Annotated in this window: 17 protein-coding genes; 9 read left to right on the forward strand and 8 right to left on the reverse strand. The window is 45.3% G+C overall.

From position 1 onward, the window contains the following. Window positions 1–32 precede the first annotated feature (32 nt). A complete protein-coding gene (gene gldB / locus ED312_RS13785; RefSeq protein WP_123216599.1) occupies window positions 33–992 on the reverse strand; it encodes a gliding motility lipoprotein GldB in 960 nt (319 codons plus the stop codon). 94 nt (window positions 993–1,086) lie between these two features. Here gldB and nadE point away from each other — a divergent pair, with 94 nt between their 5' ends. Both nadE and ED312_RS13795 read left to right on the forward strand, forming a co-directional pair. Continuing rightward, entirely contained in the window at window positions 1,087–1,878 is a 792-nt protein-coding gene (gene nadE / locus ED312_RS13790; RefSeq protein WP_123216600.1) for an NAD(+) synthase, read from the forward strand. A gap of 354 nt (window positions 1,879–2,232) precedes the next feature. Then, complete coding sequence (locus tag ED312_RS13795) at window positions 2,233–2,862, forward strand: response regulator (RefSeq protein WP_123216601.1); 630 nt, start codon at window positions 2,233–2,235, stop codon at window positions 2,860–2,862. A 37-nt stretch (window positions 2,863–2,899) separates the two neighbouring features. On the opposite strand, the gene dnaG is transcribed toward ED312_RS13795, so the two are convergent. The 5 genes from dnaG to ED312_RS13820 form a co-directional block, all read right to left on the reverse strand. Next, window positions 2,900–4,882 carry a DNA primase gene (dnaG, locus tag ED312_RS13800; protein WP_123216602.1) on the reverse strand — a complete coding sequence of 661 codons (1,983 nt, stop codon included), beginning with the start codon at window positions 4,880–4,882 and terminating at the stop codon, window positions 2,900–2,902. Between the two features lie 211 nt (window positions 4,883–5,093). Next, window positions 5,094–6,191, reverse strand: coding sequence for a porin family protein (locus ED312_RS13805; protein WP_123216603.1), 1,098 nt, complete (start codon window positions 6,189–6,191; stop codon window positions 5,094–5,096). Between the two features lie 28 nt (window positions 6,192–6,219). After that, window positions 6,220–6,957, reverse strand: a complete 738-nt coding sequence (locus tag ED312_RS13810; RefSeq protein WP_123216604.1) for a hypothetical protein — start codon at window positions 6,955–6,957, stop codon at window positions 6,220–6,222. Beyond that, the gene (locus ED312_RS13815; protein WP_240643105.1) at window positions 6,944–7,522 is read right to left on the reverse strand and encodes an RNA polymerase sigma factor; all 579 of its coding nucleotides are present in this window, start codon (window positions 7,520–7,522) and stop codon (window positions 6,944–6,946) included. Before ED312_RS13815 ends, ED312_RS13810 begins: the two co-directional genes overlap by 14 nt. A gap of 157 nt (window positions 7,523–7,679) precedes the next feature. After that, window positions 7,680–8,657, reverse strand: coding sequence for a polyprenyl synthetase family protein (locus tag ED312_RS13820; protein WP_123216616.1), 978 nt, complete (start codon window positions 8,655–8,657; stop codon window positions 7,680–7,682). Between the two features lie 149 nt (window positions 8,658–8,806). Here ED312_RS13820 and ED312_RS13825 point away from each other — a divergent pair, with 149 nt between their 5' ends. The 6 genes from ED312_RS13825 to ED312_RS13850 all read left to right on the forward strand — a co-directional run bounded on the left by ED312_RS13825 (window position 8,807) and on the right by ED312_RS13850 (window position 12,853). Continuing rightward, complete coding sequence (locus ED312_RS13825) at window positions 8,807–9,322, forward strand: GNAT family N-acetyltransferase (RefSeq protein WP_123216605.1); 516 nt, start codon at window positions 8,807–8,809, stop codon at window positions 9,320–9,322. Window positions 9,323–9,375: 53 nt separating this feature from the next. Beyond that, on the forward strand, window positions 9,376–9,951 hold the full coding sequence (locus ED312_RS13830) for an LOG family protein (protein ID WP_123216606.1): 576 nt from the start codon (window positions 9,376–9,378) through the stop codon (window positions 9,949–9,951). A gap of 8 nt (window positions 9,952–9,959) precedes the next feature. Next, window positions 9,960–10,364 (forward strand): SMU1112c/YaeR family gloxylase I-like metalloprotein, encoded by a 405-nt coding sequence (gene gloA2, locus ED312_RS13835; protein WP_123216617.1) that lies wholly within the window; start codon window positions 9,960–9,962, stop codon window positions 10,362–10,364. Window positions 10,365–10,500: 136 nt separating this feature from the next. After that, the gene (locus tag ED312_RS13840; protein WP_123216607.1) at window positions 10,501–10,743 is read left to right on the forward strand and encodes a microviridin/marinostatin family tricyclic proteinase inhibitor; all 243 of its coding nucleotides are present in this window, start codon (window positions 10,501–10,503) and stop codon (window positions 10,741–10,743) included. A 93-nt stretch (window positions 10,744–10,836) separates the two neighbouring features. Then, window positions 10,837–11,808, forward strand: coding sequence for an MvdC/MvdD family ATP grasp protein (locus tag ED312_RS13845; RefSeq protein WP_123216608.1), 972 nt, complete (start codon window positions 10,837–10,839; stop codon window positions 11,806–11,808). Window positions 11,809–11,827: 19 nt separating this feature from the next. Further along, window positions 11,828–12,853, forward strand: a complete 1,026-nt coding sequence (locus ED312_RS13850) for an MvdC/MvdD family ATP grasp protein (protein ID WP_123216609.1) — start codon at window positions 11,828–11,830, stop codon at window positions 12,851–12,853. Between the two features lie 81 nt (window positions 12,854–12,934). On the opposite strand, the gene ED312_RS13855 is transcribed toward ED312_RS13850, so the two are convergent. Both ED312_RS13855 and ED312_RS13860 read right to left on the reverse strand, forming a co-directional pair. Then, a complete protein-coding gene (locus ED312_RS13855; protein WP_240643106.1) occupies window positions 12,935–14,767 on the reverse strand; it encodes a TonB-dependent receptor in 1,833 nt (610 codons plus the stop codon). A 17-nt stretch (window positions 14,768–14,784) separates the two neighbouring features. Beyond that, window positions 14,785–17,811: a tetratricopeptide repeat protein gene (locus tag ED312_RS13860; protein ID WP_123216610.1), complete on the reverse strand. Its 3,027-nt coding sequence runs from the start codon at window positions 17,809–17,811 to the stop codon at window positions 14,785–14,787. Between the two features lie 288 nt (window positions 17,812–18,099). Between ED312_RS13860 and ED312_RS13865 the strand changes: the two genes are divergently transcribed. Further along, window positions 18,100–18,783, forward strand: a complete 684-nt coding sequence (locus ED312_RS13865) for a cell division ATP-binding protein FtsE (protein WP_123216611.1) — start codon at window positions 18,100–18,102, stop codon at window positions 18,781–18,783. Window positions 18,784–18,945 lie beyond the last annotated feature (162 nt).

The raw sequence follows: 18,945 nt of genomic DNA on the forward strand, positions 1-18,945 counted from the left end.
TACAATCGCGCACTGTTCAATCGGCAATAAGGTTACTTCTCAGGCTTGTATCCCGATTTTTTGAAGATCTCCCCTGCCGGAGCATTGAGCATTTCCTGCAAAGATACATCATTGTTCCTCATATATGCCCGGACGATCTGCCAGCCTATAAAACGGCCTGCCCCACCCGGGGACTCATTATCTATATCCAGGTAAAACTTTGAAAAAGGGGCCGGTTCTATAAAACGGTCCTTTAACCTGCTATCTGTCGCATACAGCAGGCTGCGTTCTACAAAATAGCGCCACATCTCTCTTTCATTGGCATTTACCCAGGTCATCTCTTCTTCGGCATATCCTATTTTAAGCGCATCGGACACCGAGGGTATGAAAAGGTCCTTCAGATAGAGTTCCTTCCCGGCCCGTATCATTGCCGACAACAGGCTCCTGTCCCTGTCCGGAGGGATCTGCCGGGCCGCATAAGCGGATGCGGCATCGGAAACAATGTTTTCGGCGGAAAAGTTTTTTGTCAGGTACCCGGGAATTCTCCCGTAAAACCGATGGTCTGTTCCGAGATATATATCCAGGGAAACCAGAAGCAGGCTATCTCTCCAGATAACCTTATTATGGTAATCTACTCCCGATACAAGCGTTACCACCCGGGGCTCTTCAAACCCGGGAAAATAATATTTTATATGCTTGAAAAGGGAACGCAGCCCGGCAGCAGGACCGGAAAAATCAGGAAACTTTTTTTGCACTTCATCCGAAAGCTCCTGCTGAATGGTATCTTTCATTTTTTCTATCCACACACTATCCGTATATTGCGGGGGAAAAAGGAAAGGATAATCGGATTTAAGCTGTGGGAGGGTTTCGGGAGTAGCTTTGGAAAATTCCAGATCAAACCTGTCTACCTGTACTTTCACATGAATCTGTTCTATTTTTTCTTCCAGACGGTCTTTCCGGTTACAGGCTAACACGAGTGGGAACACCAATAAAAATATCACAATTTTTTGCATACGTGTGAAATTACCATTTATTACCGACCGATCTTTTTAATAATTTTATCCGGCCTAACAGCTGGCAAAGGTAAATAGAATAAACTACAACGGAATGAAAACCGAAAAAGTAATCGATCATATTGTTCACTGGTTGAGGCATTATGCAGAGAACGCCAAAATCAAAGGTTTTGTCATAGGTGTTTCCGGAGGTATCGATTCTGCCGTAACCTCAACACTATGTGCCAGGACAGGATTACCTCTTTTATGCCTTGAAATGCCTATACACCAGGCGGAAAACCAGGTGACCAGGGCCCTGAAACATATTGAATGGCTGCAAGAAAACAACGCCAATGTAAGTATGCAATCTGTTAACCTGACCCCGGTTTTTGACAGTTTTATAGCGAGTCTCCCACCTGTAGACAGTGAAGAAGAAAGATTTATGTCCCTTGCCAATGCCAGGGCAAGGTTGCGAATGACCACGCTCTATTATTTTGCCGCGCTACGCAATTATCTCGTTGTCGGCACGGGGAACAAAGTCGAGGATTTCGGTGTAGGGTTCTATACCAAATACGGGGATGGCGGAGTAGATCTCAGCCCTATAGCCGACCTTTTAAAAACAGAAGTCTACGAGCTGGCCGGACACCTCGGGATCATTGAAGAAATACTTGTAGCTCCCCCTACGGATGGCTTGTGGGGAGATGACCGAACGGATGAAGATCAGATAGGGGCTTCATATCCGGAACTGGAATGGGCCATGAAAGTGAATGCTGAGGGCAAAAGGCCCGGTGATTTCGAAGGAAGGAAAAAAGAGGTGTTCGAAATTTACAAACGTTTTAACACCGCCAACAAACACAAAATGATTCCGATACCCGTCTGCGAAATCCCCGAAGAACTGAAGTCATAATAATATTAAAGGCAATCTCATTTTGTAGATTGCCTTTCTTTTTTAATAATTCCCAACTCTTCATGTATTTATCGGCAACCGAAAAAATATGCCGGTTTTTTGCTCTACCAGCTTTCTTGCTTATGCGTTTGCAGGGTATACGTAAAAATTAACTGTATTTTAACATCATATTTACTGACGCATGTAAGACTTCAAGTATAGAAGAAAACGAAATATTTTTCCTTATTTTTGCATAAGATATTTTTTTTAATTACCTTTATACCCTCTTACCCCAAATTGTGCTTAGTCACTATATCTACCTATTCGCGATGGTTTGTGGAAAAACCTAACTAATCCTAATAAAAACAAATCATCATGATTAAAGTGTTAATTGCCGACAACCATCCGGTAGTACAAGATGGTATTGTTGCAGCCCTCGGCAACAATAAAGAAATTGAAGTAGTTGCTAAAGTGCGTACGACTTCCGAACTTTTCGAAGTTTTACCCAAAGTTAGCCCGGACATTATCCTTCTGGAAATGAATATTCCGGAAGTGAATGGAATTACGGCTTTGCGCCAGTTGAAGAAGGAATACTCTCAGGCTAAGGTACTCATTTACAGCTCCGAATCCGAAGATGTGTATGCACTAAGTACACTTCGTGCCGGTGCTTCAGGGTATCTTTCCAAAGATGCGGACACTTCTTTGCTTTCCGAAGCCATAACCAAGATCGCCAACGGCGGCCTGTTTATCACCAATGAACTCGCTCAGCGCCTGGCCTTTGACGAGAGTACGAACAAACCCCGTAAATTCTTCCGCAAGCTTTCCACAAGGGAGGTTGAAGTATTAAAACTTCTTGCCGAAGGAAAAAGGAACAAGTATGTAGCCGAAGAACTCGGACTCAACGAAAAGACCGTGAGTACTTATAAGGCACGTCTTATGCGTAAGCTGAACGTAGATAATATGGTAGATATGCTGCAGCAGGCCAAAGCCCTGGAATTGTACTAATCCTTCGGTTCCGCCCAGGAATCAGGGGAAATAAATATTACAGGACCCGGTTCAGCTTTTGAGCCAGTAACCGTTTTAACTGATGGTAGTTCATGATCTCTTCCAGGATCTCCGGATTACCATCTTTTTTTTCCAGCGTCTGCTGCTGAAGTTCCGAAACCCGCTTGTCTATAAGAAAACACCGCAGGTTCAAAACAGTTTCACTGACCAGCTGGGCAATGCTGTCCGTTTTATCCTTGACCAGGATATCCTGCTCTTCCCATCGGTGCAGGATATATTTTTCTTCTTCCATAAGAATAGATGTCACTTCATCCGCAACATCATTTTCCATCATTTGCACAAAGCCCTTTACCGAAAAGTTTTCCTGTTCGCTGAGCTGTTGTATGAGCTGCGGATAGATTTTCCGGAAAACAGGATTACTCAGTTCTACTTCGTCTTCCTGCAGGTCCAGGAATATCTTTTCGAAAACGTGGCTGTTATGCACCACCCGTTCCAGTTTCAGTTCACCTTCATCGTCCTGTTTAAGAATAAAATCTTCAAATTCTTCCGTTTTTCTGCCGTAGAGTAGCAGCACCTCAATGATCCTCCGCTCCAGGAGATATTGCTGATCCACTTTTTCCAGCTTTTCATGCTGGTCCTTCACTACTTCAAAAACCCTGCTTTGACGTTCTTTCCTGAGCTTTTTGTCCGCATCGGCAACCTCTTTCCGGCCCATCTGTGCCAGGGTATTGAATAAAACCTCCTCCGAAATGTCCATGATCCTGGAACATTCCTGAACATAAATCTCGCGTTGTATCCTGTCCGGTATGCGGGAAATACTGTTTACAATATCCCTGATGGTCTCTGCCTTGCGTACGGGGTCGTCCTTTGCCTCTTCCATCAGCATGGAAGCCTTGAAACGGATAAAATCCTTGGCATTGTCCCCGAGATATTGTTTTATCTCTTCCAGGGAATTCGTCCTGGCAAAACTGTCCGGATCTTCCCCCTGGGGAAATGCACAGACCTTTACGTTCATTCCCTGCTCGAGGATAAGATCCACTCCACGGACCGAGGCGCGCAACCCGGCAGCATCCCCGTCAAACAGAACTGTTATGTTATTGGTAAGCCTGTGTATAAGCCTTATCTGCTCAGGTGTCAGTGCAGTTCCGCTGGAGGCCACTACATTTTCTATTCCTCTCTGGTGAAACTGGATAACATCGGTATACCCTTCCACCAGGTAACAAGTGTCTTCTTTCGCTATGGTCTGTTTGGCATGATATATACCGTACAGTACCTTACTCTTGTGATAGATGGTACTTTCCGGCGAATTCAGGTACTTGGCCGCTTTTTTATCGTTAGTCAGTATCCTTCCTCCGAAACCAAGCACCCTGCCACTCATGGACTGGATAGGAAACATTACCCGTCCCTTGAAACGGTCGAACTGCTTCCGGCCAGTATTCCCCTCATTGTCCTTGACTATAGTCAATCCCGTTTTTTCGAGGAACTCCAGCTGATATCCTTGTGCCAGAGCCTCTTTCGTAAATGCTTCCCATTCATCGGGAGAATATCCGAGTCCGAATTTCTTTATCGTCCCGTCGGTAAAGCCCCGCTCCTTGAAATAGGTTAGGCCTATCGCTTTTCCGGGTTCGGTATTCCAAAGGATATTTTCAAAATAATCCTTTGCAAATTCACTGACCAGGTACATGCTTTCCCGCTCATCCGCCTGCTGCTTTTGTTCGTCGGTCTGCTCGGTCTCCTCTATTTCAATATTATATTTTTTCGCCAGGTATTTTATGGCTTCCGGATAGGTAAAATGTTCGTGTTCCATAAGGAAGGCCACCACATTTCCCCCTTTGCCCGATGAGAAGTCTTTCCAGATCTGTTTTACAGGGGACACCATAAAGCTGGGCGTCCGTTCATCGGTAAAGGGGCTTAATCCCTTAAAGTTGGAACCCGATTTTTTTAACTGTACAAAATCGCCGATAACCTCCTCTACCCGGGCGGTCTCAAAAACTTTGTCTATGGTTTCCTTGGAAATCAATCTTAGAGGCTTTTTATAAAATTAAGGATTCCCGCACAAAACGGGAATCAAAAATAAGGAATATTACAGAGTTGGGAGTTGATGAGTCCGGAGTTTTTGAGTTTTGAAGATATTCTATTCATTTCCCCCATCAGCCCCAGATCCTAAAACTAAAAAACAGTGTGATCTTTTTAGAATATATTTATCCTGTTAATATATCTCTCTTCTCTTTCTATAATTCGAAGCGAAGCCCCAGGGAAATATTGTTCTGTTTGATATTCGGGCTCTTAAAAACCGGATTCAGGTCGTATTTGAGGTACAGCGAGGAACCTCCGATACCCGCATAAGCCGCAAGCCCGTATACAAAATTGTTCGTATTGTAATCGTCTTTGATCTTTTCCCTGCTGGTACGGCCTTCGCTGGTATACTTCAGCTTTTGCCGGGAAGTGAGGTTTATCCCGGCATATCCGCCGATACCCACGTTAATTTTTTTTCGGGTGGAATAGCGGAAATAATCATCATAATCTGTCCGCTTGGAAGGGCCGAATTCGAAAAAAACGGGGACCACGAGGTTGTCCTGACGGAATTTGGACTTTTTAAGGTCATAAGGATAAGTTTTCAGCCTGGTTATTTCGCCTTCTTTTTCAAAATACTGATTACTTTCAGGTTTCAGGCCGTTGGACTGAAAAGACAGCCCATAGCTTACCCTGACGGCATTGCTGTTTTTCAGGATTCGCGTTTTCCACTGCCACCCGAGTTCGAAGAAGCGGCTTCCACCTGTTTTATAAGGGCTGTCATTCAGGGACTCCCCCTCTATCAACGCATTATTAAAACCCAGGGCCACAACAATGTTCGAATAGGTCCTTCGGTCATACTTTTTGTCTTTTCTTACGTTTTCAAACTGTATCCCGATAAGCCTGCTTCCGTTTCCGTCATAGTTACTCCCTATACCGATGCCCAAGGTAGCCCCCCGGAGGTACTCCCAGCCCTTTTCTTCACCACGTTCTACCAGCGCCCTCTTGTTTTCAAGGACAGCCAGTTTATTCTCTATATTCAGGGCTGTTCTCCTGGCTTTTTCCTCTTTTCTGTTTTGTGCCTCTTCTTTTGTTATTTCGCCTTTTGTTTCCAGTTCCCGGATGAATTCCACTTCTTTCTTTAATCTTGATTTTTCTTCTCTGACCACCCTTTCCTTTTCTTCATCGATGGCTTTTAATACCCTCTCCCGGGTCCGGATTTCGGAACTGTCTTTCTCCTGTGCTGCCTGGGCACATAAATTCTGGGCAATAAATAACAGGATCACATACGTGATGTAGCTGATAATACGTAACATGATTAACGGATTTTGATTGATGAATGAACTATTGGTTACGGTTGGCCACCGCTGTTTTTACTTTTACAAACCCTTCTTTCAGGGCCTCAAAGACCTTGTCCCGGAACGATTGGTCCAGTTCCGTTTCCACCTCTTCCAGAAGGGCCATGGCATCTACGGTGCCGGTCTGCTTTATAATAATGCGCTGCGAATCTATTTCTCTCTGGGCTTCGGCAAGCAAAAGTTCTATTTCTTCATCGGTAACCTCCCTTTTTTCGTGTATTTCCATTATTCTGGAAACTACTTCTTCTACTTTCCTGTCTTCAAAATCGCCTGCCTGTTCCACTTCGTGCGAGGCCAATGTGCCTGATCCTTTTTCTTCTACCGGGAAAGGAATGGCTTTTTTCTCCGGGGAATTCAACGGGTAAGGCTCCTTTTTATCCGCGCTTTCTGCCGGTTTTGTCTTTTCCACGGGTATTTTGTCCTCTTTTTCGGAATCGGCGACTATAGTTTCTCTCTTTTCTCCGGGATGTTCTTTTTCCACACGTACGTCCGTAATCACCGGAATGTGCTGTTGTACGTAACCATTCCGTGAAATCCATATTCCCACGAACAGCATCACGATAACCGAAGCGGCTATCCAGTAGGCCGGACCATTCCCCGGGCGGCGGGAAGCTGGCGCCTTTTCCAGTTTCTCTTCCAACCTGCTCCAGGCATCCGCCGAAGGTTCTATACGTCTTTTCTCAAGTTTCTGTTTTATCTTACGTTCCAGATTATCGTGTCCCATTCTCCTGCCTTTTTAATTCTTCGATCTTTTCCTGTAGCATTTTTCGCGCCTTGAATAACTGCGATTTGGAAGTACTTTCCGAAATATGCAATGATCCGGCTATTTCCTTATGAGAATATCCCTCCACGGCATACATCAGGAACACGGTTTTGTAACCGTCCGGTAACTTGTCTATGAGCAACTGGATATCCTCCGTATCCATTTCCGCATACCCTTCGGTCTCATATCCCCTGATCACAGGACCCTCCTCCTCCAGGAACGAAAGAGATTGTTCTTTCCGCAGAAAGGATATGCACTCACGGACCATGATCCGGCGTACCCAACCCTCAAAACTCCCTTCCTTCCGGAAGGTGCCGATGTGGGTGAAAACCTTGAAGAAACCGGTTATCATCACATCTTCGGCAAATTGTTCGTCTTTGATGTAATACCTGCAAACACTCAACATTTTCGAAGCATACTTCTTATAAAGTTCGTATTGGGCTTCCCGGTTGTTGTCGGCAGCCTTTTTCACCAGTTTGGTTTCGTCCTTATAAAGCGGTATGATCTTCAAGAGTTGCTTTTTCATTGGTATTCCTATTTACATAGACGAAAAAAGCGTTTTAAAGGTTGCCCGGGCAGGTAATTTTTTAGGTGGTTATCGGAAAAATACAGAAAACGGTCTGCTTTTAAGGGTGGTATATCTTTTCCCTGCCGGCAAATGAGATATGGTTATGATCCCGGTATTATTTCTTCCGGTCTATAACATAGTTTACCATAAGTTCCAGGGAACTCTTGTATTCGGATTCCGGATAGGCATTCAGCAATTGTAAAGCTTCCTGCTGAAATTCTTTCATCTTCTGTCCCGCATATTCCAGTCCGCCGCTCTGTTTTACAAAGGCGATGACCTCCTTCACCCTCGCGGCATTCTTGTTGTGGTTCTTTACGGAATTTATCAGCCACCGCTTGTCCTTTTCCGAACAATTGTTAAGGGTATAGATCAGGGGAAGGGTCATTTTCTGTTCTTTGATGTCTATCCCGGTGGGTTTACCGATACGTTCTTCACCGTAATCAAAAAGGTCATCCTTGATCTGGAATGCCATGCCGATAAGTTCCCCGAACTTCCGCATTTTTTCTATTTCTTCCGAAGCGGGCTTCACGGAACAGGCGCCTAATGCACAACAGGCAGCTATCAGGGTAGCGGTTTTCTGCCGGATGATCTCGTAGTATATTTCTTCGGTGATATCCAGTCGTCTTGCTTTTTCGATCTGCAACAACTCTCCTTCGCTCATTTCCCTTACTGCTACGGAAATGATCTTAAGCAGGTCAAAATCATCGTTATCTATGGACAAGAGTAATCCCTTGGAGAGAAGGTAATCCCCTACCAGAACGGCAATTTTGTTTTTCCACAAGGCATTGAGGGAGAAAAAGCCACGACGGCGGTTACTGTCGTCCACCACATCGTCATGCACCAGGGTGGCGGTATGGATAAGTTCTATTACGGAGGCTCCCCGGTATGTCCGTTCGTTTACCTTACCCCCCGAAACCATTTTGGCTACGAGAAAGACGAACATGGGGCGCATCTGCTTCCCTTTGCGGTTTACGATATAATACGTAATGCGATTGAGAAGGGAAACCTTGGAAGACATGGATTCGTAGAACTTTTTCTCGAAAAGTTCCATCTCGGTGTAAATCGGTTGCTTAATTCTTACCACAGGTTTCATCACGGCTCCAAAGATATAAAAAAGCTGCAATTAAAAAGAAGTATACCCGTTACGGAATCACCGGATTTCCGGAATAAATAATTGTATGCCAAAGTTTGTTTGTTTTCATAAGAATTACTTATTTTAAAAACCCGAAAAAATAATTTCTCATGTCTCTTTCATTCAAAAAATGTACTACGGCCCACCTGGATGTCCTGTTAAAATTATCCAAAATCACCTTTACGGAGACCTATGCCGCTCAAAACGATCCTGAAGATTTTAAATCATACATGGAAAAGGCTTTTGCCCGCGAACTGGTACAAAAAGAACTGCAAAATGGCCTTTCCTTTTTTTACCTAGCTTATGATGACGGGGAGCCGGTAGGATATTTTAAACTTAATCCCGCAGGGGCCCAGACCGATATCAACGAGCCCGGGACTATGGAACTGGAACGTATTTACCTGCTCCGGTCGGCCCAAGGCAAAAAACTGGGGAACGACCTCATCCGGAAAGCCATAGAGATCAGCCGGGAACAAAACGCCGCTTATATGTGGTTGGGAGTGTGGGATCAAAATACCAGGGCTATTGCATTTTACGAAAGAAACGGTTTTGTGAAATTCGGCGAGCACCCCTTTGTCATAGGTGAGGCCAAACAGACGGACTGGCTGATGAAAATCCCCCTTTAAAGTTTCTCATACAGGTAACAAAACATTATTAACCTCTTATATTCTACGAAAAAATGAAAAGAATTACGGTTTACTGCGGTTCCAACGACGGAAACGACCCGGTTTATAAAGCACAGGCCTTTTTGCTGGGAAAAACCCTGGCCCAGCGAAATATAGAACTCATTTATGGCGGGGCCCACGTAGGGCTTATGGGCGCCATCGCGGACGGGGCCCTTGGCGAGGGCGGAAAAGTAACGGGGGTATTGCCCGGTTTTCTGCGAAATAAAGAGATCGCACATGAAAAACTCACAGAACTTTTACTGGTGGAAACGATGTCGCAACGAAAAATTAAAATAGAAGAGCTGGCAGACGGTATCATAGCCCTCCCCGGGGGATACGGAACCCTTGACGAGCTTTTCGAGGCCCTTACCAACGCACAATTACAATTACACCGAAAGCCGGTCGGCTTGTTGAATACAGAAGGTTTCTATGACGGACTGGTACAATTACTGGATACCATGACCTCGCGGGGACTGCTAAAAGAAGTGAACCGGAATATGCTGCTCGTAAGCGAAGATATCGATGAACTTCTGGACAAAATGAGCCGTTATATCGCTCCTTCGGTAAGTAAATGGATAGGAAAAAATTAAACCTCCCTATGCTCCGTCTGAACAAAATACACCATATAGCAATTATTTGCTCGGATTATGAAATATCCAAAGCCTTTTATACCGGCATATTGGGCCTTACCATCCTGAAAGAAACCTACAGAACGGAAAGAAAGTCCTATAAACTCGACCTCGCCCTGAACGATAATTATGTTATCGAACTCTTCTCGTTTCCCCATCCCCCGTCCCGTATTTCCCGGCCGGAGGCCACGGGACTTCGACATCTCGCTTTTGAGGTGGACAACCTGGAGAGAGCACTGGAAATATTGCGCAAAAACGGTATTGAGACCGAGGGTATCCGTACAGATATCCTTACCGGTAAAAGGTTTACTTTCTTTCCGGACCCGGACGGGCTTCCCCTGGAACTTTATGAATCCAATTATCATCCTGATTGAGAAAATATCATTTGCAGCACCATATGATTGATGTTATCAAACTTTTAACATATTAACAGTGTATTTTTTGCAACCTTTCTTTCTTTTGTGCATCATTTAAATATTAAAATAAGTATTAACCCCAAATTTTTCTATCATGAAAAAAGAAAACAAAGGCCTTAAAAAGCCGTTTTTCGCAAATTTCCTGGAGCATCAGGTATCCGGAGAGGAACAAGAAAGTGTACAGGGTGGTACTACCCTTAAATTCCCTTCCGATCAGGAAGAGGATGGAAGCGGCATTACATCCACCATTACCAAACCGGTCCTGGACCAGGACGGCGGAGGTGATGTAACCCAGAAGTTCCCTTCGGATGACGATGAAGAGGGGGATATCATGTAGAACAACGAGATTTATCTCTGTGACACGACAATAGCCTTTCGGGGCTATTGTCTTTTAATGTCCCGTTCTTAACCATAAAAACATCAGCCCCCGATGATTTTACTCCTTACCCATAGCAAAGACCATTACACCATAGATATAGTCCGGAAAAAATGTGAAGCCCTCGGCAAAGAAACTTTCCGGATGGACACCGATCTTTTCTCCCATCAATCACGTTTCAGTTATACCTGCGGCAACAGCCGGAAAGACCTCTTCTGGTCGGTCGGGGACCGGGGTTTTTCCGTTAAGGATATCGAAGCGGTCTGGTACCGGAAACTCTGGTCTGTTCACCCACCCCGGGACCTCGCCCCGGAATATCACAAAATATACACCCAGGAGTACGGCACCATGCGAAACATCTTCTTCGAATCGCTCCGGCACCTTCCCTGGATGAATCCCATGACCAGGGACCATGAAGTGAGCAAGGACAAACTGGAGCAGTTACAGACAGCTTCCCTGCACGGACTGGAAATCCCGAAAAGCCTGTTTTCCAACGATCCGGAAAAGGCCAGGTCATTTTTTTACGAGGATTGCAAAGGAAAAATGATCGCTAAACTCCACGGCTCCCTGTCCAGAAGTATGCAGGGAGATGCTCCTTTCTTTCCGACCACATCTATTACCGAAAAGGACCTGGAGCGACTTGACGTACTTCCGCTCTGCCCTATGATTTTTCAGGAAATGATCCCGAAAGCCTATGAACTCCGCATCATTTATGTGGACGGAAACTTTTTTACCGGGAAGATCGATGTGGGAGATTCGGTACGGGGGAAAACGGATTGGAGGATTGCTACGGACCAGAATATTGTATGGGAGCCTTACACGTTGCCGGATGACATCCGCACCTCCCTCACCCGAATGATGCAGGCAACGGGACTGTTCTTCGGAGCCCTGGATATGATCCGGCATAAAGACGGACGTTACATCTTCCTGGAAGTAAATCCCCAGGGAGAATGGGGCATGTTGCAACGCGACCTCGGTTATCCCATCGGGGAGACCATAGCGGAAAAACTGGTAGCGAGAATTTAAATCCCAAAATCACCCACCTATGCAAAAAATATTAATCATCACCCATTCCAAAGACAATGCCTCCGTTTCTGCCGTATCCGGTTTTTTAAAAGAATCGGGGGCACTGGTCATTCGTTTTAATGTAGATGAATACCCGTTGAAATACCGACTCAGCAGCCGTTTCGAAAACAATACATGGCAGATTTTTCTGGACACTGACGGGAAGCGGGAGTCCCTTCATGATATCACAGCCGTATGGTACCGCCGAAGCCATAACCTTGCTGCCGGACTACATCATATACTGGAAGGTACTTATCTTACCAGTGTGCAGAAGGAGATACGGCGTACCCTTTTCGGAATGCTGGAAAGTATGCCTTGTTTCCAGATAGACAGGTTCAGCAAGTACCGCCGGCTGGACAGTAAGGAAGAACAAATGAAAATAGCGTCTTCCCTGGGGCTTCGCATACCGGATACCTGTATCACCAACGATCCGGAAGAAGCGCGCGATTTTGTACGGTCGCACCCGCAGGGAGCCATCGTTAAGATGCAGAGTTCTTTTGCCATATACCAAGAAGGCAGGGAACATGTAGTGTTTACCAATGTAGTATCCGACAAAGATCTGGACGCCATAGATACTCTTCAGTACTGCCCCATGCAATTCCAGGAAAAGCTGGAAAAAGTCCGCGAATTACGGGTGACCATAATAGGAGATGCCGTGTTTACCTATGCCATAGATTCCCGAAAACTGGAAAATGCAAAGATCGATTGGCGCCGGGAAGGGAATACCCTTCTCCATGACTGGGAACCTTATGACCTGCCGAAAGATATCAGGGAAAAATTACTTCGGTTAATGGATGTTTACCAGGTCAATTACGGGGCCATAGATATTATAGTTACCCCGCAGGACGAATATTATTTCCTGGAGATCAATGCCGCCGGGGAATATCTCTGGCTCGACCGGCTTGCCAATGGTACCATCTCCGGACACCTGGCCAAAGTACTGACGGGAGAAGCATACCGCAGGTATACCCCGGCCATTCAGATGATCGGGCAGCCACAATCATAAACGATGGCAATACCATACGATATATAAAAAGAGGCACCCCAGGATGCCTCTTCAATTTCATATGATATCCATATCCGTGGATTACATATCGAACTTATAGGTTACCCCTCCCAGTATCTGGAATCCCTGAACCTGGTAGTTCATCCACCTGGTATACTGATTATTTGCTATATTATTGGCTTTTGCAAAAACCGACAGTTGATCGTTAAAGCGGTATCCCAGGCGGGCATTAACATCAAAATAACTGTCCAGTTCCACTATCTGTGGTTCTGCGGTCATTAAGGACTCCGGTACATACAGGTCCTTTCGCCGGCCTACAAAAAATATGTTGGCCCCGGCAAACCAATGCTCCCCGATCTGGTAATCTCCGAAGAAAGATCCCTGTACTATGGGAAGGTTCCACGCCTCCTGTTCGTTATCCGTATCATAACCGGATATTTCGGCATTGACACCGAGTGTAAGATTACGGTCTATATCCGCATGGATTTCTCCGAAAGCGGAATATGTGGTGACATCATCATATATCACTCCGAAGGAATTTCCGTAAACATACCCCTGGTTTTCATTGCCGGCAACATTAACCTGGTTGGCGCGAAACAGCGGTTTATTATTTTCTGCCCGGTAAGAGCCTTTTATATTATACCCTATACTGGAAGACAGTTTCCCTTTCATCCCAACATAGGCATCGTATTGCCTGTCCGTAGGGGTAATCCCTAAGGTAGGGGACACGAAAAAGTTCTCCTGAACAAGATCGTAATAAGAATTCTGGTCCAGGCCGCCCACCACACCTCCGTAGAGGGTCACGAATTCTTCCACAAGGCGATAAGATGCTTTTACCTGCGGGTAGATATAAAAGTCATTATCATCATTCTCGATATCCATACCATAGAAAACAGATGCTCCAAGACTTATGCTAAAGTCTTCTCCATCTATTACCAGGTTGGGATTTACTCCCAAAAGCAGATTACTGTATTTCCATTTTTCATCGGTAAAGTATCCGCGTTTGAATTCCCCCCCTACATAATCGGCAAAAACGTGGGTGGTGATCAGTTCTTCCCCTACGGGGAATTGAAAAGAAGGGTTCAGAAGGGCCCTGTTTTCCCCGGAATCGTGGGCATCCCAGAAACGTCTTAAAGTAAATTCTCCCCCGGTGAATACAGATTCGTCTATAGCTTCGAGGTTACCTCCCACGGCAGCGGTATAATAAGTTTGTCTTTCATCTATACCATCTATCACAGCCTGACCGAAACCGGCCTGTTCCGGTAAACCGTACCAGTTATAGATCTGGTGCCGGAAGCTGCCGCTCACACCCCAGCGATAAAAACGACCTGCATTTCTGTACGCCGCTTCCAGCTTGGTGTCGAAAAACTTGGTATCCAGTTCCGTTTCGTCCAGTTGCCCCTGTGCAGAGTGGTGGTTGAGCCCGATATCGAAGGACTGATCTTTAGTGATCTCCCTGCTGGTATAAAAATCGAGCAGAGCCGTACTGTAATTCCCCAGTCCGAGGGAAACGTAAGTATTGTACAGCATATCCCGTTTTTTCTTTTCTATCCCGGAAACCTTCCCTTTGGCGGGAACGAACGTCGACGCTACGGGAACGGAAAAAATGCTGTAATTTATCTCCTTTTTCTTTAACAATGTGGAATCGTCCAGCGCCGGAACCTCACGCACTTTAAAAGCGTCGGAGATATTTGCCTTATACGGCCTTACCACATCTACCGTTTCCGTACCTATATTCTCCTTCTCCTGGGCAAAGCCAGGTGACAGGGAAAGGAAGACAAATGCCAGTGACCACAAATATTTATTCCCCGGTATTCCCGGCTGTCGTTTCTTCATATCTGATCTTCGGGCATTGCTTTTTGTCTCTTCGGTACAATACCCGGATTTCCCGGTATTACTATATATATGATACATTATACTGGTATGGAATTTTAATTATTATTCGGATTTACGGAAGAATTCCGCTTGGCCTCTTCTCCCTTGATACGCGACAGTTCATTACGGGCTTCGAGGACAACGTCCGGGTAATCTTCGAAATTATTGATAACACTTTCCAGTATGTAGGTAGCCTGGAAGGCATCGTCCATAGCATAAAAGTTCTTCGCCATCAACACTAATCCCTTAGCCCCGAATTCCTTATATCCGGAATAATCGCTGGCCAGTTTTTGTATGCTTTTGTTGGAAGCTTCATAAGCCCCTTCTTTGTTTTTAAAATAAGCGTCGTAGTAAAGGGCTTCGGCAGCCAGGGAACCGGTAGCTATTTTTCCTACTTCGGCATATGCCTTTTTTGCGGCAGCTTCGTCTCCTGTTTCTATGGCAGCACGGGCTATCATGGTGTGGGCATCACTTTTTATCCTGTTGTCCGTATTGTCATTACGCAGCACTTCCTGTGCATAACGGATAGCCTCGGGGTAATTCTTAAGTTCGTAATTGGCTTTCATCAGATTGGATCGTGCAAAAATCAGGTTTTGTGACGATCCGGAAACTTCTTCCAATTGTTTTAAAACGGGAATGGCTTTCCGGTAATTATCTTCGTCCAGGAAAATCTGCCCCAGGCGGGTCAGGCTCTGCTCCGTGAATTCGTTTCTTCCCTGCTCCGTCACTTTCTCGTAATGGGATACTGCCCGGGCTTTATCCCCTTTCAGGAAATAGGACTGCGCAGTATAAAAATGGGCTTCGAGAGCGTGTAATCCTTTCGGGAATTTATTCAGATAGGCCTCAAATCCTTTAATGGCTTCCGCCGTATTATTTTGTGCATATTGTTTTTCTGCCGATTCGAAAGTGGCATTGTCCAGTTCGGCATCGGTTACTTCTACAAAATCGAGTCCTTTTACCCAACTGGCGTATTCGTCTACCCTGCCCATGTCCACATAAATAAGTTTTGCTGTGGATACGGCCTGCAACGCTTCAGGCGTATCAGGATAATAATTTACGACACTTCGGAATTTTTCCAGGGCCTTATCGTTCTCTTCGGCATTATAATATACAAGCCCTTCACGCAGCATGCTTTTTGGAACATACGGGCTGAGCGGGTATTCTTTTATCAGGCGGTTGTATATCCCCACACCTGCAGACACCTGGTTTTGCGCAACATAAGTATTCCCCAGTTCATACATAGCATCATCCCTCAGGTCGGAGTCGGGATAATTTTTTATGAACTTATCGAGTTCTTCGATCTTGGTAGGTGTACGGTCCACAAAACCGTAGCTGATCGCCTTCTGGAAATGTGCATAATCGGTATGTGCTTCCTTCATGGCTATGGCTTTATTGTATGCTTCCATAGCCGGCCAGTATTTTCCGACTACAAAATAACTGTCTCCGAGACGCAGCCAGGCATCACTGACCCTTTCACGATCCTGTCCCGTGTTATCTTCAAGGTACCTTTCCAGGTACGTGATGGCCTGATCGTAATTTTTCTGTTTAAAATAGGTATACCCCAACTGGTAATTCACCCGGTCGTACTCAGGAGTTACGGGCGCGGCAGGGCTATTGATAAAATCTTTAAAGTCTACGATCGCCTGATCGTATTTATTGGATAAATACGCAGTCTCTCCCCGCCAGTAAATGGCCCTGGCCAGGTAGTTCCGGTTCTGCGGTTCCTTGGCCGACTTGTCGAAATATTCTCCGGCCTCTTCATATTTTCCATCCCGGAACAGCTCCACACCACGGTAAAAAGCAACTTTCTGATATGTCTCTTTATTGCTGTATGAATTGTTCTTCTGCAGTACCTGTAGTGCGGCATCATAGTCTTTTGAGGTCACATACGAATCCACCAGCAGACCTTCGATCTCCTGCTTGTATCCGGAACCGGGATATTTTTCTATAAAGGACAACAGCACTTCGGGCACACTTTGGTAAGGGTTGCCTATATCATAGCTCAGCCTGGCATAATTGAGAAGCGCATCTTCCTGAATCCTTTCGTCAAAATCCATCTGAGAGGCATTGCGAAAAGCATTCAGGGCCTGCTGTTTTTTATCGGTTTTCAGGTAACACTCTGCCAAGTGATAATAAGCGTTCTGTGCCACAAAATCGTTCCCTCCCACAATTTTATTAAACTGGCTTATGGCATTTTCATAGTCATCCTGCTTGTAATACGCATACCCCAGCTGGTAGAAATCCGTATTGTTCCACTTCCCCTGCTTCCCCTTATACGCCTTCAGATAAGGTACTGCAGCTTCATATTGCTTCAGGTTGAAATAGCTTTCGCCTATGATCTTGTTGAGCTCGGATACCTCATTCGGGCCCGATTTGGGTAATTGCTCCTTTGCCAGCCGTATGGCTTCCTCGAACTTACCGGCTTTAAAATTCATGTCTGCCTGGTAGTAGGACAGGTTCTTGCTGAGTTCTTCTTCGCCCGAAACCTGTTCGAAGTACTGATTGGCTTCATTGTAATCATCCCCTTCATATGCCATGTATCCAAGGTAATACTTAGCCCTGGGCCCGTACTCTTCGGAAGTCGCCACCCGGTTCAGATAAGTTTTGGCATCGGCATAGCGTTTCACGGTAAAAAGTGCATAGCCTTTTTTAAAGTTAAAGGCATCGCGTTCTTTGGCACTCATTCCCTGGTCTTCGGCCTTGCTGTACCACTTGAGTGCCTGCGGGTACTTTCCGTTGGAAAAATAATAATCTCCCGCATCAATGTAAGCCGTATTCCGTTTGGTAGAGGTAGGATAATTCCTTACAAAATTTTCCATCAGTTTGTCCGCTCCTAATTGTTCCAGGCGGATAGCACTTCCGGCAACATAATAAGCGCTGTTTGCTTCCACTTCCTCATCTTTCGTCTGCATTTTCACTTTTTCAAATGCAAGCTGGGCGGCGCGGTACTGTTTGTTGTTATACAACTCCAGCGCTTTTTCATAATCCTTGTCGTTATAAGTATATACTTCAGACATTTGCGCCATTGCCGTCATCGTAAAACAACAACTCGCAAAAAGCGGGATAACCTTTCTGTAATGCATAAATGATATTTTTTCGTCACTCAAAGATAACCGAATATACAACCTATAACGCAGCTTTTCATTTATAATTATCCACAATGAGATTAACGGGTAGTAAATCAGAGTTTCCTTTACAATTCTGCTCTTACGGGATTGCGGAACCATAGTTTCACACATGCCAAACCCTAAATAGAGGATGATAAACCGAGGGATTTTTTTACTTTTGACATATGTTCTCATGAATTTAACGATACATCCCGGACCCCGACTCTTAACTTTTATTATTTTTACCTCCGTAAAACCCGAAATATGTCGAATACCATCGTAGAACTAAGAGATGTTGCCATCTATCAGAGAGAAAACCTGGTGCTCAGTGAAATAAACCTGAGCGTAAACAAGGGAGAGTTCGTTTATCTCATCGGAAAGACCGGAAGCGGTAAGAGTAGTTTTATGAAGACGCTTTACGGGGATCTGCCACTTACGCAGGGTTCCGGTATGGTTACGGATTTTGACCTGAGGGCACTGAAAGAAAGGGATATCCCATTTCTGCGACGCAAGCTCGGTATTGTATTCCAGGACTTTAACCTGCTGCCGGACCGGACGATAAACGACAACCTTCTTTTTGTATTAAAAGCTACCGGGTGGAAGGACAAGGAAGAAATGGCCGCTAAAATAGAAGAGGTACTGGGCCGTGTAGGCATGAAGACCAAAGGTTTTAAATTTCCGCATCAGCTATCGGGCGGGGAACAGCAACGTGTTGCTATTGCCCGGGCACTGCTCAACGACCCGGAACTGATCCTTGCCGACGAACCCACCGGAAACCTGGACCCGCAAACCAGTGTAGAAGTTATGAAGGTATTACAGGAAATAAACCGCAACGGCCGGACTATCCTCATGGCCACACATGACTATGCCCTGTTGCTGAAATTCCCTTCCAAAACCCTGAAATGCGATGGCAGCAAAGTGTTTGAGGTGGTACAGAAAAGCGTCTGAAGGCCAAGCATAAAACCCGGGGAATGTTATCGGCACCAAACGCATCCCTATGTGCAGGTGCTGCTCCGGATTCCTTTTCACCCTTCACTTACGGATACAAAAAGGCACTTTCAGAAGTAAGCCAATTTCCCAAAAAATAAACAACGAACTCAGGTAATTTTT

The organism is Sinomicrobium pectinilyticum (assembly GCF_003725735.1).
GTDB classification, from domain to species: Bacteria; Bacteroidota; Bacteroidia; order Flavobacteriales; family Flavobacteriaceae; genus Sinomicrobium; species Sinomicrobium pectinilyticum.